At 60.7% G+C, this 20,758-nt stretch carries 21 protein-coding genes; 8 read left to right on the top strand and 13 right to left on the bottom strand.

What is annotated here, in order from left to right; all coding sequences use genetic code 11:
* Window positions 1-73 precede the first annotated feature (73 nt).
* Window positions 74-1,483: an adenosylhomocysteinase gene (gene ahcY / locus G359_RS17920; protein ID WP_045837224.1), complete on the bottom strand. Its 1,410-nt coding sequence runs from the start codon at window positions 1,481-1,483 to the stop codon at window positions 74-76.
* A gap of 351 nt (window positions 1,484-1,834) precedes the next feature.
* Here ahcY and G359_RS17915 point away from each other — a divergent pair, with 351 nt between their 5' ends.
* On the top strand, window positions 1,835-3,283 hold the full coding sequence (locus G359_RS17915; RefSeq protein ID WP_045837223.1) for a TadE/TadG family type IV pilus assembly protein: 1,449 nt from the start codon (window positions 1,835-1,837) through the stop codon (window positions 3,281-3,283).
* Window positions 3,284-3,435: 152 nt separating this feature from the next.
* On the opposite strand, the gene G359_RS17910 is transcribed toward G359_RS17915, so the two are convergent.
* From G359_RS17910 to G359_RS17890, 5 genes are all read right to left on the bottom strand, one after another.
* Complete coding sequence (locus tag G359_RS17910) at window positions 3,436-3,741, bottom strand: HPr family phosphocarrier protein (RefSeq protein WP_045837222.1); 306 nt, start codon at window positions 3,739-3,741, stop codon at window positions 3,436-3,438.
* A gap of 10 nt (window positions 3,742-3,751) precedes the next feature.
* Window positions 3,752-4,153 (bottom strand): PTS sugar transporter subunit IIA, encoded by a 402-nt coding sequence (locus tag G359_RS17905; RefSeq protein WP_045837221.1) that lies wholly within the window; start codon window positions 4,151-4,153, stop codon window positions 3,752-3,754.
* A gap of 119 nt (window positions 4,154-4,272) precedes the next feature.
* Entirely contained in the window at window positions 4,273-4,737 is a 465-nt protein-coding gene (locus G359_RS17900; protein ID WP_045837220.1) for an HPr kinase/phosphorylase, read from the bottom strand.
* Window positions 4,721-6,568 (bottom strand): stimulus-sensing domain-containing protein, encoded by a 1,848-nt coding sequence (locus G359_RS17895; RefSeq protein ID WP_045837219.1) that lies wholly within the window; start codon window positions 6,566-6,568, stop codon window positions 4,721-4,723. Before G359_RS17895 ends, G359_RS17900 begins: the two co-directional genes overlap by 17 nt.
* Before the next feature lie 26 nt (window positions 6,569-6,594).
* On the bottom strand, window positions 6,595-7,299 hold the full coding sequence (locus tag G359_RS17890) for a response regulator transcription factor (protein WP_045837218.1): 705 nt from the start codon (window positions 7,297-7,299) through the stop codon (window positions 6,595-6,597).
* Between the two features lie 467 nt (window positions 7,300-7,766).
* Between G359_RS17890 and G359_RS17880 the strand changes: the two genes are divergently transcribed.
* Both G359_RS17880 and G359_RS17875 read left to right on the top strand, forming a co-directional pair.
* Window positions 7,767-9,356 carry a phosphoenolpyruvate carboxykinase gene (locus G359_RS17880; RefSeq protein ID WP_045837216.1) on the top strand — a complete coding sequence of 530 codons (1,590 nt, stop codon included), beginning with the start codon at window positions 7,767-7,769 and terminating at the stop codon, window positions 9,354-9,356.
* Window positions 9,357-9,497: 141 nt separating this feature from the next.
* Complete coding sequence (locus G359_RS17875; protein WP_045837215.1) at window positions 9,498-10,169, top strand: dienelactone hydrolase family protein; 672 nt, start codon at window positions 9,498-9,500, stop codon at window positions 10,167-10,169.
* 577 nt (window positions 10,170-10,746) lie between these two features.
* Here the strand turns inward: G359_RS17875 and pyrE are convergent.
* Window positions 10,747-11,325, bottom strand: a complete 579-nt coding sequence (pyrE, locus tag G359_RS17865) for an orotate phosphoribosyltransferase (RefSeq protein ID WP_045837213.1) — start codon at window positions 11,323-11,325, stop codon at window positions 10,747-10,749.
* Between the two features lie 105 nt (window positions 11,326-11,430).
* On the opposite strand from pyrE, the gene G359_RS17860 reads away from it, so the two are divergent.
* The 5 genes from G359_RS17860 (at window position 11,431) to G359_RS17840 (ending at window position 16,722) form a co-directional block, all read left to right on the top strand.
* On the top strand, window positions 11,431-13,155 hold the full coding sequence (locus G359_RS17860; protein ID WP_245280083.1) for an ArnT family glycosyltransferase: 1,725 nt from the start codon (window positions 11,431-11,433) through the stop codon (window positions 13,153-13,155).
* A gap of 77 nt (window positions 13,156-13,232) precedes the next feature.
* Window positions 13,233-13,928: a TlpA disulfide reductase family protein gene (locus G359_RS17855; RefSeq protein ID WP_045837212.1), complete on the top strand. Its 696-nt coding sequence runs from the start codon at window positions 13,233-13,235 to the stop codon at window positions 13,926-13,928.
* Complete coding sequence (locus tag G359_RS17850; RefSeq protein WP_045837211.1) at window positions 13,928-14,812, top strand: formate/nitrite transporter family protein; 885 nt, start codon at window positions 13,928-13,930, stop codon at window positions 14,810-14,812. The genes G359_RS17855 and G359_RS17850 overlap by 1 nt, the downstream gene beginning before the upstream one ends.
* 69 nt (window positions 14,813-14,881) lie before the next feature.
* A complete protein-coding gene (locus G359_RS17845; protein ID WP_052699448.1) occupies window positions 14,882-15,832 on the top strand; it encodes an HAD family hydrolase in 951 nt (316 codons plus the stop codon).
* Between the two features lie 515 nt (window positions 15,833-16,347).
* Complete coding sequence (locus G359_RS17840) at window positions 16,348-16,722, top strand: GIY-YIG nuclease family protein (protein ID WP_045837210.1); 375 nt, start codon at window positions 16,348-16,350, stop codon at window positions 16,720-16,722.
* Between the two features lie 18 nt (window positions 16,723-16,740).
* On the opposite strand, the gene G359_RS21050 is transcribed toward G359_RS17840, so the two are convergent.
* The 6 genes from G359_RS21050 to G359_RS17810 all read right to left on the bottom strand — a co-directional run bounded on the left by G359_RS21050 (window position 16,741) and on the right by G359_RS17810 (window position 20,636).
* The gene (locus tag G359_RS21050) at window positions 16,741-16,869 is read right to left on the bottom strand and encodes a hypothetical protein (RefSeq protein WP_256363868.1); all 129 of its coding nucleotides are present in this window, start codon (window positions 16,867-16,869) and stop codon (window positions 16,741-16,743) included.
* A gap of 124 nt (window positions 16,870-16,993) precedes the next feature.
* Complete coding sequence (locus tag G359_RS20220; RefSeq protein ID WP_197077608.1) at window positions 16,994-17,344, bottom strand: hypothetical protein; 351 nt, start codon at window positions 17,342-17,344, stop codon at window positions 16,994-16,996.
* 236 nt (window positions 17,345-17,580) lie between these two features.
* On the bottom strand, window positions 17,581-18,345 hold the full coding sequence (locus G359_RS17825; RefSeq protein WP_045837207.1) for an intradiol ring-cleavage dioxygenase: 765 nt from the start codon (window positions 18,343-18,345) through the stop codon (window positions 17,581-17,583).
* A 135-nt stretch (window positions 18,346-18,480) separates the two neighbouring features.
* Complete coding sequence (locus G359_RS17820; RefSeq protein ID WP_045837206.1) at window positions 18,481-19,590, bottom strand: 5-(carboxyamino)imidazole ribonucleotide synthase; 1,110 nt, start codon at window positions 19,588-19,590, stop codon at window positions 18,481-18,483.
* The gene (purE, locus tag G359_RS17815) at window positions 19,590-20,084 is read right to left on the bottom strand and encodes a 5-(carboxyamino)imidazole ribonucleotide mutase (protein ID WP_045837205.1); all 495 of its coding nucleotides are present in this window, start codon (window positions 20,082-20,084) and stop codon (window positions 19,590-19,592) included. The genes G359_RS17820 and purE overlap by 1 nt, the downstream gene beginning before the upstream one ends.
* A 159-nt stretch (window positions 20,085-20,243) precedes the next feature.
* Window positions 20,244-20,636: a thioredoxin domain-containing protein gene (locus G359_RS17810; RefSeq protein WP_045837204.1), complete on the bottom strand. Its 393-nt coding sequence runs from the start codon at window positions 20,634-20,636 to the stop codon at window positions 20,244-20,246.
* Window positions 20,637-20,758: the final 122 nt, after the last annotated feature.

Below are 20,758 nucleotides of genomic sequence, written 5' to 3'. Positions count from 1 at the left end.
CACAAAATGAAACGGCGCCAGAGTGTTCCCCTGGCGCCGCGCAATTTGGCTCGTTCCAAGCGAAGCTTGGCCATCAATAGCGGTAATGGTCCGACTTGAAGGGGCCTTCGGTCTTCACACCGATGTAGGCGGCCTGCTCGGAGCTGAGCTTCGTAAGCTTGGCGCCGATCTTGGCGAGGTGCAGCATCGCGACCTTTTCGTCGAGGTGCTTCGGCAACGTGTAAACCTCGTTCTTGTACTTGCCCTGGTTGGTAAACAGCTCGATCTGCGCCAACGTCTGGTTCGTGAACGATGCGGACATGACGAACGAGGGGTGGCCCATCGCGTTGCCGAGGTTAACCAAGCGGCCTTCCGAGAGAAGGATGATGCGCTTGCCGTCCGCGAACTCGATCTCGTCGACCTGCGGCTTGATGTTGTTCCACTTGAAGTTCTTGAGACCAGCGATCTGGATCTCGTTATCGAAGTGGCCGATGTTGCAGACGATCGCGCGGTCCTTCATGGCCCGCATGTGATCGACGGTGATGATGTCCTTATTGCCCGTCGCCGTCACGAAGATGTCGGCGCGGGGTGCCGCGTCTTCCATCGTCACGACTTCGTAGCCTTCCATCGCGGCCTGCAGGGCGCAGATCGGATCGACTTCCGATACCATCACGCGGCAACCTGCGTTCCTGAGCGAAGCAGCCGAGCCTTTGCCGACGTCGCCGAAGCCTGCGACCATCGCGACCTTGCCGGCCATCATCACGTCGGTGCCGCGGCGGATGCCGTCGACGAGGCTTTCACGGCAGCCGTAGAGATTGTCGAACTTCGACTTCGTAACCGAGTCGTTGACGTTGATCGCGGGGAAGAGGAGCTTGCCCGCCTTCTGCATTTCATAGAGGCGGTGAACGCCGGTCGTCGTTTCTTCCGACACGCCCTTGATGGCTTTTGCGAGCGACGCAAACCAGCCTTGGGGCTTTTCGGCCAACGTCTTCTTCAAAAGTGCGAAGAACACCACTTCTTCTTCCGAGCCCGGATTGTCGAGGAAGGCTGTGTCGCCGTTCTCCGCCCGCAGTCCGAGGTGGACGAACATCGTCGCGTCGCCGCCGTCATCGAGGATCAGGTTCGGCATGCCGCCGTCGCCCCACTCGAAGAGCTTGCGCGTGTAGTCCCAGTAGTCCGTGAGGGTTTCGCCTTTCCACGCAAATACGGGAATGCCCGCTGCCGCGATGGCGGCGGCGGCGTGGTCTTGGGTCGAGTAGATGTTGCACGAGACCCAGCGAATGTCGGCGCCGAGAGCTGCGAGCGTCTCGATCAGCACTGCCGTCTGGATCGTCATATGCAACGACCCGGCGATGCGCGCACCCTTCAGCGGTTTCGAGGCACCGTACTCTTCGCGCGTGGCCATCAGCCCCGGCATCTCGGTTTCGGCGATGGAGATTTCCTTGCGCCCCCATTCGGCGAGGCCGAGGTCCTTGACGATGTAGTCGGTAAATTTCGTGCTCATATGGCTTTGTTCCTCGTGGATGCGCCTGCAATTCGGAAGCGCTGCGTGCTTGCTGAGAGGGGACGCCTAGGCCGTCTCAAGTCTTCCGGCCGCGCAAACTGGGCGCTGCTATACCGAACTCGCGGACATCAGGCAATAACATATAAGCAAGTCCTTATGTCCCGGCGGTGATCCGCGAAGGGACGCGCGCCAAAGTAAACGCGAAGTAAAATCTATGCATACATTTTGAGTAAAATCGATCTTTTCGAGTAAAGCTGCAGTTAATCTCGATAATAATTCGGCAATCGAATTAATTCGTCTTAAATTATCAGCCCTCCAGTGTGTGCTCAAAGTATTCACCGGAGGCGGTCGATGAAGTTCGCGTCATATTCCATACGGCGTGCGCTGGGCAGTTGTCGGAGGGCTGGGAACGCACTGGCGGCGCAGTCAGGAAGGCGCGCAGGCGCGTTTCGCCGGTTCGCAGCGGATTCGCGTGGCGACGTCGCCATCATCTTCGGTCTGATGACGCTCGTCCTGATGATGATGATCGGGTTGGCCGTCGACTATGCGCGCCTCGTCAACGCCCGCAATCAAACGCTGGAAGCGGCAGACGCCGCGGTGCTGGCGGGGGCCCGCGCACTTCAGACAAATGGTGGCGACCAAGCTGGTGCCGTCAAGGTCGCGCAGGCCTACTACAAGCAGGCCGTCCAAAGCCGCATCTCGGTGGTATCCAATTCCGATACGGTCGACTTTGCCGTCACCGACAACGGCACGGCGGTTGTCTCGAAGGGCAATGCTTCGATTGCGACGCCGTTCATGAGTGTGGCTGGCGTCAAGACGCTGCCGCTGCTGCGTGCCAACGGATCGGATTATGCCAAGGCCGTGCTTGCCGTCGGCGGCAATGCCGAACTCAACCTCGAAGTCAGCATGATGCTCGACATCACGGGGTCGATGGCGGGGCAAAAGCTCACGGATATGAAAGCTGCGGCCAGCGATCTAGTTAACATCGTCGTTTGGAAAGATCAGAGCAAGTACACGTCGAAGATCGCGATCGTTCCGTTTGCCTACGATGTGCGGCCGCCGAGTTCGGTGCTGGCCAAGGTGCGTGGTGCTTCGCCGACGAACCCGCTGCCCGTCGGCACCACCAAATACTATCCTTCGGACTGCGTGGTCGAGCGCACAGGGACTCAGAAGTATACGGACGCGGCTCCCGCCACGGGCCAATACCTGATGACGCATTATACGACCAACTACACGACCTCGGGTTCGACCAAAAAGGGCGTCTGCGATTTGGCGGCTTCGGCGGAGCTTTTGCCGCTGACGAGCGATAAGACGGCGCTGCTCGCGAAGATCAGCGGTCTCGCGACGGCTGGCAGTACGGCTGGGCACCTCGGCACGGCGTGGGCGTGGTATCTGCTGTCGCCGAACTGGGGATCACTGTGGGCTTCCACGAGTGCGCCAGCTGCTTATGGCACGGCCAATCTGAAGAAGATCGCGGTGCTGATGACGGACGGCGAGTACAATACCCAGTACACGTCGAACGGCATCGACGACGGCTCGAGCTCTCTCACGTACTGCCCGAAGGCTGCGAACGGTGTGTGCTCGAGCGATCAGGCGAAATCACTGTGCACGGCGATGAAGGCGAAGGGGATCGAGGTCTACACGGTTGGTTTCCAGCTCGACAACCAGCTGGCCATCGACACGCTCAAGAGCTGCGCAACCGACGCGAACCATTTCTACAACTCGACGACCGGCGACGCGCTCAAGGCAGCGTTCCGCGATATCGCGCTGAAGATTTCAACGCTTTATCTCTCGCAGTGATGGTTTTTTTGATCGCACTCGGCGACTCCCCTTCGGGGAGCCGGCCGCCGAGTGCGGGATGAGTGTCAGGCGTCGCCGACGCATTCCTCGGCTTTTCTGTTGCACTCGGCGACTCCCTTTCAGGAAGCCGGCCGCCGAGTGCGGAATGAGTGTCAAGCGTCGCCGACGCATTCCTCTCCAAAGCCCGCTTCGACGAGGCGGACGAGAGCTTGCAGCGCTTCGGGGCCTTGCGAGCCCTCGGCTACGATGTGGAGTTCCGAGCCCGGACCGGCGGCTAGCATCATCAGTCCCATGATCGATGTGCCGCCGACGGAATTGCCGTGGTGGGTAACGGTCACGTCGGCGTCGAAGCTTTCCGCGCATTTGACGAACTTCGCCGAGGCCCGCGCATGCAGGCCCTTGACATTGCGGATGATGACTACGGCTTCTGGTTTCAGACTGTTGGCCAATTCGGGCATTGTTCGTTTCTCAGCCGCCGGAAAGCTCTTGGCTCGCGACCTTGATGTATTTCTTGCCGGCGTCGCGCGCCATGATGACGGCTTGCTCCAGCGGTGTGTCGCTGCGGATGCTGGCTAGCTTCACTAGAATGGGAAGACTGATGCCGGCGATGACTTCGGCCTTCGTCTCGTCCATCACCGAAATGGCGAGGTTGGAAGGTGTGCCGCCGAACATGTCCGTCAAAATGATTACGCCCTTGCCATTATCTACGTGCTGCACCGCGCTCAAGATTTCAACGCGACGCGCTTCCATGTCGTCGTCGGGGCCGATGGCGATCGTTTCGAGCGCCTGCTGCTTGCCGACGACGTGTTCAAGCGCGTTGCGAAACTCTAGCGCAAGCCCGCCATGCGTGACGATGACAAGTCCGATCATGAGCGACGGGCCATTTCATTCTCAGACGGCGAATTCGCGTTTTGCCGCCGTGTGGCGCGGAAATTGGCAAGTGTTTGAAGCGGGCGCAAGCAGTTTCTGGACCTCATTCAGGGCTTTGGTCAGGCACGTGGCTGGGGGGCCATCTGAATGGCTGCTACAAGTTTCAAAGCGCTTGAGCCTTCAAAGGGCGATAGCCGGATTTGCGGTAGCTCCAGGCCCAATATAACGGCACTCGGCCAGGGATCGGGAAACCTTTCGATGGGGCCTTCGCGAACGAGATCCACGATGAGAACGACGTTCGCCTCGGTTACGGCGTCAACCTCAAGGATGCCAAGGCCCCGGACTTCAAGCTTGCCGCGCAGCTGAGGCGGCGCGCTCGCGCGCAGCAAAGTGCCCTCGCGTCTCAGGAGGACCTGGTCGTCGGATACCAGCATAACCCTGTCTTGAACGACCGCCGAGAGCCCGAGACCGAGGCATCGGAACGCCAAATCGGACTTGCCCGAACCTGAAGCTCCGCGGATCAAAGCCGCGCGGCCGCCGACGGCGATAGCGGTCGCGTGAACGCGATCAACTTCTCCAGGCAAGGCCGGGTCCTATCAGTGACAGCGGCAGGCGTACCGTGAAGCGCGCGCCTTTCGGCACTTGCCCGGTATTGGAGCCACGATTTTCCGCGAAGATCTCGCCGTTGTGACTGACGACGATCTCGCGCGAGATCGAGAGGCCGAGGCCGGAATTCTTTCCGCGCTTCGCGTCGGTCTGCGGACGGTCGCTGTAAAACCGATCGAAGATCTGTGCGAGTTTATTCGGAGGAATGCCCGGTCCTTCGTCCTCCACGGCAATTTCTATTTTTCTGCCGTCGGGTCTGGCGCGAACGGTGACCGTCCCGCCTTCGGGTGAGAATGACAGGGCGTTGTCTATCAGGTTTGTGAAGACCTGACCGAGGCGACCGTCGTTGCCGCGTACTGTATAGGCGGCGGCCGTTCCAGGCTCGACGATCAGCCGGATGTTGCGCGTGTCGTCTGCCAACATCTCCGAGAAAAGATTGTTGACGCTTTCGAGCACGGTGCGGACGTCGACGGGCTGCATTTCCTGGCGGGCGAGCTCGGCATCGAGACGCGAGGTGCTCGAGATGTCGTTGATCAGCCGATTGAGCCGTTTCAACTCGGTCTGGATTTCTTGCACGAGTTCGGTGCGGTCGGCATCGGATCGCGCGTAGGCGAGAGCCTCGGCTGTCGAGCGCGCGGCTGCGAGCGGATTCTTCAGTTCGTGCGCGACGTCGGCTGCGAACTTCTCGCTGGCTTCGATGCGGCGATACAAGGCGTTCGTCATCGCAACGAACGCGCGGCCCGTCTGTCCAACCTCGTCGCGGCGCGCGGTGAGATCGGGCAGTTGTTCGCGGGCCGAAATATTTTGCGTCACCCGATTGGCGGCTTCTGAGAGCCGTCGCATCGGGCCTGCAACCGTTCTCTCCAGAACAAGAGAGCTGCCAATGGCAACAAGCAGTGCCATCGCCGCGATCTGCAAGATCAGCCAACGCTCGTCCCAGAGAACATCGTCGATATCGCCGGGATTCGTCGAGAGAAGCAGAACGCCCAGGATTTTGTTGCCGCGTTTGATAGGCTCCGCCATCGAGACGATTTGCTGGCCGTGACGGTTGAGCAGTAGAATCGGAGTTTCGTCGCCGTTCTGCGCCGCCCGCTGCACCTCGGGATAGAGAAATCCGTTGGCGGTTCCGAGCTCGCGATAGACCTTCAGCTCCTTGTTGATCACCCAATAGTGGAGCCGGGTCCAAAAATTCTTGAGGCGCGGAGCGGGTTCATCGGCGGTTTCGGGGACCGGGTCGGCAGAGGGATCGTCATTCGAGAAAAGCGTCTCGCCGTTGAGGATCAACGTGCCCTTAGCCGAATAAATCCGCGCCTTGAGGTTCGCGGGGCCGACAAGCTTTTTCAGAATGATCGCCGCTTGATGCGGATCGATCGGCAACTCGAGCGCGGCGAACGCGTCGTCGCGCTGGGCTCGTGCGAGTGTCTTTTCGGGGATGCGATTGGGATCGAAGATCGCGCGCTCGTTGACAGCTCGATACGCGATGGCTTCCGAGGTGATGCGCGATACCGTTTTTACGACGTCCACCTTGGCGTCGAGCAGCCAGCCATGATGCAAGCTGAGGTAAAGCATTGCGAACAGCAGACCGGCGAGCCCCAAGACGTTCGCCAGCAGAATGCGGCGTCTCAGGTTTTTTCCGATGATGCGGCCGATGAGGCTTTGCGCCATCCAGCGGCCGGTCGCGGCGCTCGCCCGCGCGGCTGCAGCCCGGAAATCGAACTTCGGTTTCCGGTCGCCTACTGCAGGCGCGGCAACGTCCGCCCCGCCGCTCAGCGTTGCGGTCGCCGCAATGTCATCGCTGTCGAGCGCCATCCCGTCCCCGGTGGCAGATCGGCTGCTTATTCCTTGAAGCGATAGCCGACGCCATAAAGTGTTTCGATCACGTCAAAATCGTCATCGACCTGCTTGAACTTCTTGCGCAGCCGCTTGATGTGGCTGTCGATCGTGCGGTCATCCACGTAGACCTGATCATCATAGGCAGCGTCCATCAAGGCGTCGCGCGTCTTGACGACGCCCGGCCTCGTCGCCAGTGCCTGCAAGATCAGAAATTCAGTAACCGTCAGCGTTACGCCCTTGTTGTCCCAGTGGCACGTATGGCGCTCTGGATCGAGCTTCAGTTTGCCCCGTTCAAGCACGCGCTTGGCTTCGTCTTCGGTCGTGACGCCATCCTTCGGCGCGACACGGCGCAAGACGGCCTTGACGCGCTCGACGATGAGCCGCTGCGAAAACGGTTTCGCGATATAATCGTCGGCGCCCATCTTGAGGCCGAAAAGTTCGTCGATTTCCTCATCCTTCGAGGTCAGAAAGATGACGGGCATCGCCGACTGCTGGCGCACGCGGCGGAGAAGCTCCATGCCGTCCATGCGGGGCATCTTGATGTCGAAGATTCCGAGATCGGCCGGTTCTTCGGTCAGCGCTTCGAGTGCGGAAACGCCATCCCCGTAGGTGCGGACCTTATAGCCTTCGGCCTCAAGGGCCATCCGCAACGAGGTCAGGATATTCCGCTCGTCGTCAACGAGAGCTATTGTGCTCTTTTCCTTCATCTGTTCCTCTTATGCCCCTCGGCCGCAGTGGAATGTGCACCGCGCCAGTACAGGCGCTTATGGCGGCATGGTGTACCAATTGTGGCGTCCCGTCCAATGGACGCTGGAGGCTGAATGGCCCCTGAATAGGCGACCCGGACCCTAACGGCAAGCGAAGTGGTCGATTTCTGCGGTCACAACTTCAAATTTCCGCTTGTTTGACGAGATTATTGCTCTCATCCTCCGCGCAAAGACGACTCTCCAGATATCCGAACGGTAACATAATGTTACCGATTTTTTCGGGCGTGATTAGCGTGCGAGGCGCCAAATCGTCATAGTTCGCGGTAGGGCATGGCTGCCAGCGGCATTCGGGCTCAACTGGCCAGCTTTTGTTCGGCACGAAATGGTTCATCGGGCGTTGTTTTTGGAGGTGCTAAGATATTTCGAGGCGCCGCGGCGTCCATTATTTTTTATGGGGCAGGAGAACGATGGCTGAGCTGTTTCCCACTTCGTCTTCGCAGAGGGTGCGTCACAACCTGCTCGAGGCGGAACTCGTCGAGTACATGGTTCGCCGCGGTGAGGGCAAGCTTGCTGCGACTGGGGCGGTCGTCGTCGAGACAGGGCAGCACACCGGCCGTTCCGTGCAAGACAAATACATCGTTCGCGATGCCGAAACCGAAGGCGCGATCTGGTGGGACAACGCGCATGAGATGACGGAAGAGCAATTCGACCGACTGCTCGCCGACTTCATCAGCTTTGCGCGGCACAAGGAGCTTTTCGTTCAGGATCTTTTTGCCGGCGCCGAGAAAGGGCACCGCCTCAACACGCGCATCGTGACCGAGCACGCGTGGCAATCGCTCTTCATTCGCAATTTGCTTCGGCGGCCTGAGCGAAGCGAACTCGCAGCATTCGTTCCCGAATTCACCGTCGTCGATCTGCCGAGCTTTCGTGCGGCGCCGCTCTACCACGGCACGCGATCCGAGACGGTCATCGCGTGCAACTTTACAAAGCGCATCGTTCTCATCGGCGGCACGAGCTACGCTGGCGAGATCAAGAAAAGCGTGTTCTCGTTCCTGAACTACATCCTGCCCGGCAAGAACGTCATGCCCATGCACTGCTCGGCGAACGTCGGCAAGGATGGAAGCTCCGCCGTGTTCTTCGGCCTTTCGGGAACCGGCAAGACGACGCTTTCGGCCGACCCTGCGCGTGAGCTTTTAGGCGATGACGAGCATGGCTGGTCAGACCAGGGCATCTTCAATTTCGAGGGCGGGTGCTACGCAAAGACGATCCGCCTTTCGAGGTCGGCGGAACCGCAGATCTGGGATGCTTCGAACCGCTTTGGAACGGTGCTCGAGAATGTCGTCATCGATCCGGTGACGCGGGTGCCGAACTTCGACGACAACCGCCTCGCTGAGAATGCCCGCTCCGCCTATCCGCTCGAAGCGATTGCGAATGCGAGTTCGACCGGCACCGCGGGACATCCCAAAAACATCGTGATGCTGACGGCGGATGCGTTCGGCGTGTTGCCGCCGATTGCGAAGCTCACGCCGAGCCAGGCGATGTATCATTTTCTGTCTGGTTTCACGGCGAAAGTCGCGGGAACGGAGAAGGGCATGGGGCCTGAGCCGCAGCCGACATTCTCGACCTGCTTTGGCGCGCCGTTCATGCCGCGTCATCCGCGCGTTTACGGCAATCTGCTACGCACGCTCATCGCCGAGCACGGCGTCGATTGCTGGTTGGTCAACACCGGCTGGACGGGTGGCAAGTTCGGGCAGGGAACGCGCATTCCGATCAAGGTCACGCGGGCGCTTCTCGAAGCGGCGCTCTCGGGAGAACTCAAGGATCAGCCGATGCGGACAGATCCTGTTTTCGGCTTCGCGGTGCCTGTTGCAGTCGCGGGGATCGATCCGAAACTATTGACCCCACGCGATACGTGGGCCGATCCGAAGGCCTATGACGCGATGACGGCGAAACTCGCGCAGATGTTCCACGACAACTTCGCGAAGTTCGCGCCATACGTCGATGCGGATGTGCTGAGGGCAAGTCCGCTCGGAGCGTCGATCGTCGCGGCGGAGTAGACGGGTCGCAAACCGTTTCCGGTCGTCTGGAGAGCAAATCGGCACAGCCCTGGTGCGCGATATGGCCATTGCTCACCTTCGTCGTGGCGCATAAACAGAAGCCGCGAAATCGATCGGCTCGAACTCACGAGGCTTCATCACATGGGTACGCGCATTCCATTCTCCCGCCCGGACGGGAAGACTGCCGAAGGCTATCTGGCGCTTGCCGGCAAGGCCAATGCTCCGGGCGTCGTCGTCATTCAGGAATGGTGGGGCCTGCAGGATCAGATCAAAGGGCTTTGCGATCGCTTTGCGCTCTTAGGTTATGACGCGCTGGCGCCCGATCTCTTCAACGGGGTCGTTATTCCCTATCACGATGCCGATGCGGCAGGCCGCGAGATGAACTCGCTGAATTTTCTTGAAGCGGCGGATCAACACGTGCGCGGCGCGGCGCAGTTTCTATTGCGCTCGAGCCCGAAAGTTGCCGTCTCGGGTTTCTGCATGGGCGGCGCCGTCGCCGTGCTCGCCGCGTCGCGCGCGCCGGAATTTTCGGCCGTCATTCCCTTTTACGGTCTACCGCCCGCGACAGTCGCGAAGCCCGCAGACGTGAAGGTGCCTTTGCAGGGGCACTTCGCCAACAGCGACGACTTCATTACGCCGGCGATGGTCGATGCCTTCGAGAAGGGCCTGCAGGCCGCGGGTAAGACGGCCGAGATTTTCCGCTATGACGCCAGCCATGCCTTCATGAACGAGCAACGCTCCGTCCACGACCGGCATTGCGCCGAACTCGCGTGGGAACGCACGAGCGAATTTTTGAAGAAGCATCTGGGCTGATCCGGCTTTCCCTTAGCAACTACCGTCATGCCGACGAAGGTCGGCACCCAGACAAGCTTCAGCAAAAACGGCAAATGTCGTTCGCTCGGTGCGGACCGCAAGCGCGCATGCGCTGCACTTTGCCTGGATCCCGGCCTTCGCCGGGATGACGGAGATGGATATGAGATTGACGGTATCAATCGCTTGAACGTCATCCCCGCGCAGGCGGGGATCTGTCCAAGAGTCCGTTTATCGCAAGTATCGAGCCTGGATGGATCCCGGCCTTCGCCGGGATGACGGTGGTGGGATAGCGCTTTGGGTCCCGGCTCTCCGCTTCGCTTTGGCCGGGATGACACGAGGGAAGCTGGTGCTGTTCGGAGCACGTAGACAGCCACACCCACCGTCATGCCGACGAAGGTCGGCACCCAGACAAGCTTCAACAAAAACGGCAGAGGCTATTCGCTCGGTGCGGACCGCAAGCGCGCATGCGCTGCACTTTGCCTGGATCCCGGCCTTCGCCGGGATGACGGTGGGCGGGATAGTGCTCTGGGTCCCGGCTCTCCGCTTCGCTCCGGCCGGGATGACAAGCGTGGGTTGGTTAGCCCCGGAAATCGGCGAGGGTGAGAAGCGGTTCGAACTTCACGCCGGCGGCGGCGAAGGTTTCGGCGGCGCCGTCGAGGCGGTCGACGACGGTGATGACGCTGACGATCTCGGCGCCGGCGGCGCGGAGTGCTTCAGCTGCCTTCAGGGCTGAGCCGCCCGTCGTCGTCACGTCTTCGACGACCACGACTTTTTTGCCAGTCATGCTGTCGCCTTTCGCCAGTCCTTCGACGAGCGCCTGCGTGCCGTGTTCTTTCGCCTGCTTGCGGACAAAGAAGGCGGACAATTTCCGTCCTTCGGTATAAGAGACGGCTGCGACGCTTGAAGCGAGCGGCACCGCGCCCATTTCGAGGCCGCCGATCAAATCCGCTTCGACATTTTCGAGCTGATCGAGGATGAGCGAGGCGATCAAATAGGCGCCTTCACTGTCCAGCATCGTTGGCTTCATATTAAAGTAAAAAGTCGACGTTTTGCCGGAGGCAAGCTTGAACGCAGGGCCTTCCTGAAAAGAACGCTCTTTAATGATTTCGATGAGCCGCTCGCGGCGAGCTGTTCGATCGGCCGATTTTCCTGGCATGCGGTAGTTGAGCCCTTGCGTTTTCTGCGTTCGGTGCGCAAACAGCCGAGTTCCAAGGGCATGTCAAGTTTCAAAGGGCATATAGTGGTGGAGCGCCAACGCGCAATGTGGAACTGGTGGGCAACGCTCGCCGCGCGACCGTGGATGCCGTCGCTGGCGCTTCTGGCGCTGTGCCTTGCCGTTTACTTGCCGGGGATGGTGCGCCTGCCCGCCGTCGATCGTACCGAAATCATCTACGCCGAGACGACGCGCGATATGGTTGAGCGCGGCGATTGGACAGACCCGCGTTACGGAAGCGTCGTTCACCAATATCGCCCGATTGGCACGTTCTGGGCGCAGGGGGCGGCGCGATGGCTGGCGGGCGAGACGTTCGCGCGCGACATCACGATATATCGCATTCCGTCATTACTGGCGGTGACGCTGGCCGTGCTGGCGCTGTTCTGGCTCGGTCGCGGGCTCGTCGGCGCGGAGACGGCGCTTATCGCGTCAGCGCTCTTCGCGGTCTCACCGCTGACAGTGCTCGTTTCGCAGCTCGCAATCGCGGAAGGATTGTCGCTATTTCCCGCGACCGTCGCGATGGTGGCACTGGCGCGGATCTACGCGAAGCCCGAAGAACGCTATCCGATGGCTCTCCTGTTCTGGATCGCTCTCGGGTTCGGCATTCTGATCAACGCTCTGCTCGTGCCGATCCTCGTCATCGCGACGCTGATAGCGCTCTACGTGATGGATCGCGATCTCAGATGGCTGAAGCGTTTGCGGCCGCTGATCGGCATTCCGATTGCACTCGCCATCGGCGCGTCGTGGCTGATCATCCGTGCGCATCAGGATGGGACGCCGTTTGCGGGCATGAGCTGGCGGGAGTTTCTCGGTGCGCTCGGCGGGGCGCAGGATATGAAGCTTCGGGCGTTCCCCGGCACATTCGTGCTCGCCCTCCTTCTCGGCTTTCTTCCGGGTACCGTGCTGCTCGGTACGGCGTTCAAGCGTTTTTGGGGGAGCCGGGACCAGGCACTTTCGCGTTTTCTGCTCGCGTGGGTGATCGGCTACCTCGTCTATCTCGAAGCGCTGTCGTCGAAGCCCGGCACCTACATGGTGCAGACGATGTTTCCGGCGCTCGCGCTTGGCGTCGCGATTGTCGTGACGAGTGAGGGTGGAGCGGGTAAGCGTCCGGAATGGAGCGGCTTCTCGATCTGGCCGACGTACTTCGCGGCGCTGCCCCTCGCGGTCTTTGCGGGCGTTTATGTTTTTAGCGGTGTGATTCCGGGCGTCATTCCGGCGGTGCTCATCGCGATCATTGCTGTGCTCTTCATATGGAGCGGGCGGCTCGGCTGGGAGGGCCAGCTTCGCCGCTGGGCCGCGATTGGCGTCGCCGCTCTCGGTCTCTTCGCCATCACGCTGCTCGGCGTCGTTCTGCCGAGCATCGACAAGATCTGGCCCGCGAAAGAGATTGCAAAGGCGATTGCAAAGTGTCCGACACAGAACGCGGCGCTCATCGGGTTCCGCGAACCGTCCGGCCGGTTCGTGCTCGGTATTCCGCCCGAGCGGCAGATGCCCGAAGAGCTCGCACAGGCGATCGAGGATAAGGTTCCGACGCTGTCGATCGTCGAGGATCGTTGGAGGAAGCGAACGAACTGGACGCTGCAGTCGAAGTCGCAAGCGCCGCTTCCACCGCCGACGGGCTGCGTCTCGGCCTATAACGTGATGCGCGGCTGCCCGTTGCACTTCCGGATCTATTCGCCGAATCCGGCGGAGCCGTGCACTGTTCCGGCCGAGTTCGCTTGCCCTGAGAATGTTCCGCAGACGGGGCCAGAAAAATCGGGCGATTGCGACTGAGATTGAGGGGCCGCCCCCTGCCGATCGCGGGACGCCGATGCTATATGACTGAAAAATAGCGCAAGGATTGCTTTGAGATGTTCAACCCCGAACGCCCACCCGAGATCATCGCGCAGCGCTGGCTCAACTCCGATACGAAGCGCACGCTGAAGGCCGAGAAGGGCAAGGTCGTCGTTATCGCGATCTGGCAGCTCGCGTGCCCCGGATCGCAGAAGTTTGGCCTGCCGCAGGCCATGCGTCTTCGCGGCTCATTCACTGAGAATGAGGTCGCGGTGCTCGGTCTTCACATGGCGTTCGAAAAGTTCGACGAGCAGACGCCTGAGAAGGTGGAAGCCTTCCTCGCCGAAAACGGCATCACCATTCCTGTCGCGCTCGACAAGCCGACGGCCGAGGGCATTCCGGAGACGATGAAGGCTTACGAACTTCAAGGCACGCCGGCGCTCTTGATCTTCGATCGTCAGGGGCGGCTGCGGCGGCACTATCTCGGCGCGGTCGATGATTTCCGGCTCGGCGCGGAAGTGATGGCGCTGCTCATCGAGGACAAGGACAGTCCGCGCGAAATGTCGATTGCGCTGGAGCGTAAGCTCGCGGCGGCGCTCGTCGATCCCGAGGCGAACCATGAGCATGGCGACTCTTGCGGTTGCGGGCACGATCACAGCCACGATCACGGCCATGGTCATCATCACCACGATCATGGTCATTCGCATGATCACGATCATGCCGCTGCGCACGGCGAGCCGGGACACGTTCACGGCCCTGGCTGTAAGCACTGATGGCTGACAAGCGGCCTGCGACCGACGCCAAGCCGGAGGATACGCAGGATCCGCCGCCGGGGTCGGGGCTCAGCCGCAAGGAGCGCGCGCAGGTTCGCGAGTCGGTGAAGCCGCGACCGGCCGTGATCTATGAAATTATTCGCATGCAAGGCGAGGCGGAATTGCGCCGCCCCAGTTCCGCGCTTTGGTGGTCAGGCATCGCCGCCGGCATCTCCATCGGATTTTCGTTCCTAACGGAAGCGGCGCTTGCGGCGCACCTTCCGGCGTCGGAGTGGACACCGATCGTCGCCAAGCTTGGTTACGCGGTCGGCTTTCTGATCGTCATCCTCGGCCATCAGCAGCTTTTCACCGAAAACGTCTTGACCGCTGTGCTGCCGGTCATGGCGCGCAAAAAGCTTCACTGGTTGGTCAAGATGCTTCGCCTCTGGGGCATCGTTCTCGCGTCGAACATCGTTGGCTGTTTTATCTTCGCGTATGCCATCGTTCGGCTGCCGATTATTTCGCCCGATCTCGGGCCTGCGCTCGCGCATATCGTTACGAACGTGATGAGCAACACGCCGACGGAGATGTTCGCCAAAGGGATAGGCGCGGGCTGGCTGATCGCGGCGCTCGTCTGGATCATCGCGTCGACGGAAGGCGTCGAGTTTCTCGTCATCTTGCTGCTCACCTATCTGATCGCATTGTTCGGATTTACCCACATCGTGGCGGGCAGCGCCGAGGCGATCTACGGGGTGCTTACGGGCCTGATCACACTGGAGAAGGGCTTTTTCGGCTTTTTCCTGCCGACGCTCGCGGGCAACGTTTTCGGCGGCACGGTGCTCTTTTCGCTGCTGAGCTACGCCCAGGTGCGCGAAGAAATTTACGCCGAGCGTTCAGACCGCTGACGCCCGACTTTCTTGCGCCACCCGAATCACGCTTTCCTCCGCCCTACAAGTCGAGAGCGGAGACAGCTCATGGTCGAGCGCGCAGGCGGACGGGGAACGAAGATTCAAGCGAACGAGGGAACGTCCGCGAACGCGCGCCCACGGTCTCCGCGCGCCGTGGGCAGGCCGGCCTCTCCGGACAAGAAAGTCATCGCGCTCGTTTATGATTTCGATGGCACGCTGTCGCCGCGTCCGATGCAGGAATATGCATTTCTGCCGAAGCTCGGCATCGAGCCCAAAGAGTTCTGGGCCGAGTGTACGCGCGTGTCGAAGGCCGAGCGCGCCGATGCGCTGATCACGTACATGCATCTCCTTTACAAGAAGGCGAAGGAGAAAGGCGTCCGCATCGATCGCGCCGATCTCGTCGCGCAGGGGAAGAAGGTCGAGCTTTATCCGGGCGTCGAAGGCTGGTTCGACCAGATGCATGCCTACGTGAAGAAGCGCGGCGCGGAAGCGGGCATCACGGTGAAGCATTACCTCGTGTCGTCGGGGCTGACGGAGATCATCGAGGGGACGAAGATCTATCCGCATTTCGCCAACGTCTTCGCGAGTGAGTATTGGTTCGACGCTTACGATCTGCCGTTTCCGAAACGCGTTATTTCCGACACCGGCAAGACGCAGTTTCTGTTTCGCATCAACAAGGGCATCGAGGACTTGGGCGAGAGCATCAACGCGCACATGCCCGAGGATGAGCGGCCGATTCCGTTTTCGAACTTCATTTATTTCGGCGACGGCGACACGGACGTGCCGTCGATGGCGCTCTTGAAGAAGAACGGCGGCCACGCGATTGCCGTGCACGATCCAGGCGAGAGCGAAGCGAAGTGCGTCGAGCTTTTCAAGGCGGGCCGCTGCGATTTCTACGCGGGCGCCGATTACCGCAAGGGCTCGGATTTATTCAAACGCACGTGTTTGCTGCTCGATCGGATTATTGCGGATGTGCGCGTGAAGGACGAGGCGCGGGGGTTGGGGGAGGCGGGATGACAGCGATTGATCCATCTCCGTCATCCCGGCGAAGGCCGGGATCCATCCAGGCTGGATGCTTGCGATGAACGGAGACTTGGATGGATCCCCGCCTGCGCGGGGATGACGTTCGGGGGTGGGATTGCCGGGTTTTCTCTCCGTCATCCCGGCGAAGGCCGGGATCCCTCCAGGCTGAATACTTGCGATGAACAGACGCTTGGACAGATCCCCGCCTGCGCGGGGATGACGTTGGGGGTGGGAATGACAGCGTATCCTCTCCGTCATCCGGCGAAGGCCGGGATCCATCCAGGCTGGATACTTGCGATGAACGGAGACTTGGATAGATCCCCGCCTGCGCGGGGATGACGTTGGGGGTGGGAATGACAGCGTATCCTCTCCGTCATCCGGCGAAGGCCGGGATCCCTCCAGGCTGAATACTTGCGATGAACGGAGACTTGGACGGATCCCCGCCTGCGCGGGATGACGTTCGGGGGTGGGCATGACAGCTAGATAAGACATCGCTAGGCTAGCGTGTCATGAGGCGTCCGTGCGTCTACATTCTTGCCAGTAAGCCTTACGGGACGCTCTACGTCGGCGTGACGAGCGATCTTGCTCATCGAACGACGCAGCATGATCAAGGTCTGATCGAGGGCTTCACGAAAAAATACGGCATCAAAACACTCGTCTATTACGAGATGCACGACGTTATGGATGCTGCGATTTTGCGTGAAAAGCGACTGAAGCGATGGCGCCGCGAATGGAAGTATCGGCTCATCGAACAAATGAATCCGGAGTGGCGGAATTTATTCGATCCGGCGACAGGCGAGATTGCTTTCGGATCGGTGGATGAGACTGATTTGGAATTCGATCCTGTTGGCGATTTGGACAGATCCCCGCCTACGCGGGGATGACGTCCGTCAGTTGGGCGACTATCGCCCCTCGATCTTGATGCCGGGGAGGTCGACTTTCACCTTCGTCTGCTGTGCGTCCCAGAGGAGATAGCCGAGTACGATCACCGTTCCGGCGAGTACTCCGATGATGATCGATCTGATGTCCATGATTCTCCACCCATGTTGCGATGCCATCATGCCATTAATCGGCATGACGATCATCCGTTAGTTCAGGCCACAAAAAAGCGGCCCCGCAGAGCGGAGCCGCTGATATTCATTTTGCTAGCTCGCCTTAGTAGCAGACCCAGACGAACTCGCCATAGCTCGGCGACCAGCGCCAGCAGGGGCCGATGCCGTAGGCGTACCAGTGGCCGTGCCAGAAGCGGCGTCCGTGGTGGCCATGGTGACGGCCGCCGCGGTAGACATGCGCACCGGGGTGACGGCCCGGACGGAAGTGGTGGCCACCGCGAGGGCCGCGATTTCCGATGTGGCCGCCGCCGCGATGACCACCACCCGCGTGATGGCCTCCGCCGTGGTGACCGCCGCCGTGATGGCCTCCGCCTCCGTGGGGGCGCGCGTCTGCCGCTAACGGCATCGCCAGCGCCGCGATCAACGCGGACGCAAAAACCAGACCTCGTTTCATGATGGCTCCTTTTTATCGTTGTGGTGCCGCCGAGCGGCGCTGTGCGCACCGGGGAGTGATGCTATCTGCGCAAACGGCAGAGCCTCGCCATCAGTTCCCGTCGGCACGCAAAGTCGCGCTAAAATGGCAGCTAAATTTTATTTGCAGTTAAAGGGCCGGCTTTTCAGCGGGGTTGGGTCGGATTTTCGATAGTTCAGCGTTAAGTTTGCCTTATTTTCGTTTGCCGTGCTGCAACATCAGAGCCCGAGCAGACGACGCAGGAATCCGCGACCCGCTTTGGCTGCGGTCTCGCCGCTCTTGTCGACGCCGATGAGGAGGCCCGCGACGATGGTGTCGCCGTCTTCGCTCATCGCTAGGACCGTGCCGCCGCCCTCGCGCTGGCCGTCCCCATAGATCCAGTCCGTAGCGTTCGTCGTGTCGGGTTTTGGGCGCTCGTTGTAGGGTTGGCGCGTTGCGTAGATGCGGGCGCTGAAGTCGTCGGGGAAGTAGATCTGCCCGGTGACAAGGCTCGTTTCGTTCAGGAAGACCTTGATGTGGATGTGCGGCGTGCGGCCCGGATACCATCCGGGATAGACGGTCGTGAACGCTACGCGTCCGTCGGAATCGGTTGTCTGCGTGCCGCGCAGATAGGTCTGGCCTTTGGTCGAAATGTCCCGCGATGCGCCTTGACCCGAATATCCGGAATAAACGCCGGTCGCATCGGCATGCCAAACGTCGACGCGTGCATTGGATATTGGTGCGCAGGAGCCCGCTTCGATGACGCGAAGCGAAAGTCGAAGCGGCGCGCCGGGGCGGCCTTCGGAAATATCAGAGCGCACGAGTTTCGGGTCGAAGTAGAAGGGGCCTTCGACGGCTTGAGGCAGCAATATGCATTGGCCTGGAGGCTGCGCGGCTGCGGCCGGCGTGTCGCTCGCAGCGGAAGCTGGTTCAACAGCGATTGTGGCTACCGGAGCGGCCAGCGCGCTCTTCAACGCCTGACGCCGCGACAGAGATTTGATCATTGGTTCTTCCGCATTCCCGAATTCACCGTCGCGACGTGCGAGTCGCTGGTGAGGTGAGATATAGCGGTCTCTGTGACGGAATTAACGGCGCTCAAGCGCGCAGACGCCGGGTTCGATTCAGATTCGTTCGAGGGGTCAGGCGCCCGGCGATTTCGCGAGCAGGCGATTGACGTGCCCCATCTTGCGGCCGGGACGGGCTTCGCGTTTTCCGTAGTGATGGAAGAACGCTCCGGGCTCGGCTGCGATCTTTTCCCAGGCGAGAATGTCGTCGCCGATCAGGTTGATCATTTCGGCGGCGGGCGCTTTCAGCGACGTCGCGCCGAGCGGCCATCCGGCGACGGCGCGAATGTGCTGCTCGAACTGGGAAGTCAGCGCGCCGTCCATCGTCCAGTGTCCGGAATTGTGGACGCGGGGCGCCATCTCGTTAACGTACAGGCGATCGCGGCCGCCTTCCGTCACGACGAAAAATTCTATTGCGAAGACGCCGACATATTCGAGCTTTTCCGCGATCTTGTGGGCGATTTCGATGGCTTCGGCGGCGGTGTTCGGCGCAAGCGCGGCCGGGGCCACGGAGCGATGGAGGATGTGGTTGCGGTGCTCGTTCTCGGTAACGTCGAATGCTTGGAACGTTCCGTCGGTTCCGCGTGCGGCGATGACGGAAACCTCCGCGCGGAAGTTGACGAAGCTTTCGAGGATCGACGGCTGGCCGCGCATTTCGGCCCACGCGGTCTCGGCATCTTCGCGCTTCAGGATTTTCGCCTGGCCCTTGCCGTCGTAGCCGAAGCGGCGCGTCTTCAGAACGGACGGAATTTGGAATCCGCCGTCGAGAACTTTCGTGAGATCGGCGAAGCTATCGATCGCCGCAAACTCGGCCGTCATGGCGCCGAGCTCACGCGCGAGCGATTTCTCGTTCATGCGATCCTGCGCGCATGCCAATGCTTTTGCGCCGGGGCGGACAGGAACGCGCGCAGAAAGGACTTCGACGGTTTTGACCGGAATATTTTCGAATTCGTAGGTCGCGACATCGACCGCGTCCGCGAAGGCTGCGAGCCGCGCTTCATCTTCGTATGCTGCGACCGTGTATTTGGTCGCGACGTCGAATGCGGGGCTGTCGCCTTCAGGTGCGTAGATGTGAGATTTGAAGCCGAGGCGTGCGGCAGCCATCGCCAGCATGCGGCCGAGCTGGCCGCCGCCTAGAATGCCGATTGTCGAACCGGGAGGGAGCGCGCTCATCGTGATCGTCATCAGCCCTTCACAGGCGTTTCGGCGACGTTGGCCGAGTGCTGCTTGCGCCAGGCTTCGAGCCTGTCCGAGAGTGCCGCGTCGGAAAGCGCCAAAATCTCCGCTGCCAGGAGCCCGGCGTTCTTTGCGCCGGCTTCGCCGATGGCGAGCGTACCGACCGGCACGCCGGCGGGCATCTGCACGATCGAATAGAGGCTGTCCTGGCCCTTGAGCGCTTTCGATTCGATCGGCACGCCGAGAACGGGCAGCGTCGTCATAGATGCGGTCATTCCGGGTAGATGGGCTGCGCCACCAGCGCCCGCGATGATAACTTTGAGGCCGGCGGCTTTGGCGCCCTTGGCGTAATCATAGAGCCGGTCGGGCGTGCGATGCGCGGACACGATCTTGGTTTCGAACGTGACGCCAAGTTCTGTCAGAATGTCAGCGGCGAGCTGCATCGTCGGCCAGTCAGACTGGCTTCCCATGATAATACCGACGTGCGGCCTGATCCGGCTCATAATGGCGTCCAAAGCCCCGAAAACGGAAACCGCGTCGGTACAGGAGGGAGCCCCAGTTTACAAGGGTTTCCGATGTCGCCGGGGTGAAAATGAGGTGAGTAAGCCACCATTCGCCCCAAATGCGGGGCCCTATGCTTTGAAAGCACCGTCGCCCCCGGTTTAGGGTGCGGAGCCAAGCAGATAATTGATGGAATGGAAGAAGTTCTCGGGGCCGACGTAGCCCGATATGCGACCGACTTCGTGCTGAGATTTGACGACGACGAATGTCGGCACGATGTCGACCGCTGTATTGAAATCGAGGTGATCGGTCTCGACGTCGTTAACGTCGACGAAGCGGACCGGCATCTTTTTCCCCTGCTCGGAGGTTTGGTATGCCGGCAGCACGTCGCGCCGGAATATCTGGCAGTATATGCAGCCATCCGCTTCGACGACGATGAGCTCGAACGTTCTTTCGGGGTTGGCCGCCGTTTCCGTGTCGAGGCCGGCGCGCGACGCTGCCGCCGGAGACAGCAAGAGCACGGCGGAAAGTATCACTCGGATAATCGTCGGCATGATGGGTCTCGCGCACGCAAGCAACCCGACATTTTTAAAACAACCGCGTCGAAGCCGATCTCCAAAAATGAAGAGCTAGTTAATTCCAGTCACAAATCGAGACGGGGGCTGTCGGCTGGCTT

This window comes from Hyphomicrobium sp. 99, assembly GCF_000384335.2.
Classification (GTDB): domain Bacteria; phylum Pseudomonadota; class Alphaproteobacteria; order Rhizobiales; family Hyphomicrobiaceae; genus Hyphomicrobium_B.
The sequence above is the reverse complement of the archived record's forward strand: the minus strand, read 5'-3'. Positions and strand labels throughout refer to the sequence as shown.

Coding starts and splice junctions, on each gene's coding strand:
- ahcY (WP_045837224.1), bottom strand. CDS start 1,483: ATGAGCACGAAATTTACCGACTACATCGTCAAGGACCTCGGCCTCGCC.
- G359_RS17915 (WP_045837223.1), top strand. CDS start 1,835: ATGAAGTTCGCGTCATATTCCATACGGCGTGCGCTGGGCAGTTGTCGG.
- G359_RS17910 (WP_045837222.1), bottom strand. CDS start 3,741: ATGCCCGAATTGGCCAACAGTCTGAAACCAGAAGCCGTAGTCATCATC.
- G359_RS17905 (WP_045837221.1), bottom strand. CDS start 4,153: ATGATCGGACTTGTCATCGTCACGCATGGCGGGCTTGCGCTAGAGTTT.
- G359_RS17895 (WP_045837219.1), bottom strand. CDS start 6,568: ATGGCGCTCGACAGCGATGACATTGCGGCGACCGCAACGCTGAGCGGC.
- G359_RS17890 (WP_045837218.1), bottom strand. CDS start 7,299: ATGAAGGAAAAGAGCACAATAGCTCTCGTTGACGACGAGCGGAATATC.
- G359_RS17880 (WP_045837216.1), top strand. CDS start 7,767: ATGGCTGAGCTGTTTCCCACTTCGTCTTCGCAGAGGGTGCGTCACAAC.
- G359_RS17875 (WP_045837215.1), top strand. CDS start 9,498: ATGGGTACGCGCATTCCATTCTCCCGCCCGGACGGGAAGACTGCCGAA.
- pyrE (WP_045837213.1), bottom strand. CDS start 11,325: ATGCCAGGAAAATCGGCCGATCGAACAGCTCGCCGCGAGCGGCTCATC.
- G359_RS17860 (WP_245280083.1), top strand. CDS start 11,431: ATGTGGAACTGGTGGGCAACGCTCGCCGCGCGACCGTGGATGCCGTCG.
- G359_RS17855 (WP_045837212.1), top strand. CDS start 13,233: ATGTTCAACCCCGAACGCCCACCCGAGATCATCGCGCAGCGCTGGCTC.
- G359_RS17850 (WP_045837211.1), top strand. CDS start 13,928: ATGGCTGACAAGCGGCCTGCGACCGACGCCAAGCCGGAGGATACGCAG.
- G359_RS17845 (WP_052699448.1), top strand. CDS start 14,882: ATGGTCGAGCGCGCAGGCGGACGGGGAACGAAGATTCAAGCGAACGAG.
- G359_RS17840 (WP_045837210.1), top strand. CDS start 16,348: ATGAGGCGTCCGTGCGTCTACATTCTTGCCAGTAAGCCTTACGGGACG.
- G359_RS21050 (WP_256363868.1), bottom strand. CDS start 16,869: ATGGACATCAGATCGATCATCATCGGAGTACTCGCCGGAACGGTGATC.
- G359_RS20220 (WP_197077608.1), bottom strand. CDS start 17,344: ATGAAACGAGGTCTGGTTTTTGCGTCCGCGTTGATCGCGGCGCTGGCG.
- G359_RS17825 (WP_045837207.1), bottom strand. CDS start 18,345: ATGATCAAATCTCTGTCGCGGCGTCAGGCGTTGAAGAGCGCGCTGGCC.
- G359_RS17820 (WP_045837206.1), bottom strand. CDS start 19,590: ATGACGATCACGATGAGCGCGCTCCCTCCCGGTTCGACAATCGGCATT.
- purE (WP_045837205.1), bottom strand. CDS start 20,084: ATGAGCCGGATCAGGCCGCACGTCGGTATTATCATGGGAAGCCAGTCT.
- G359_RS17810 (WP_045837204.1), bottom strand. CDS start 20,636: ATGCCGACGATTATCCGAGTGATACTTTCCGCCGTGCTCTTGCTGTCT.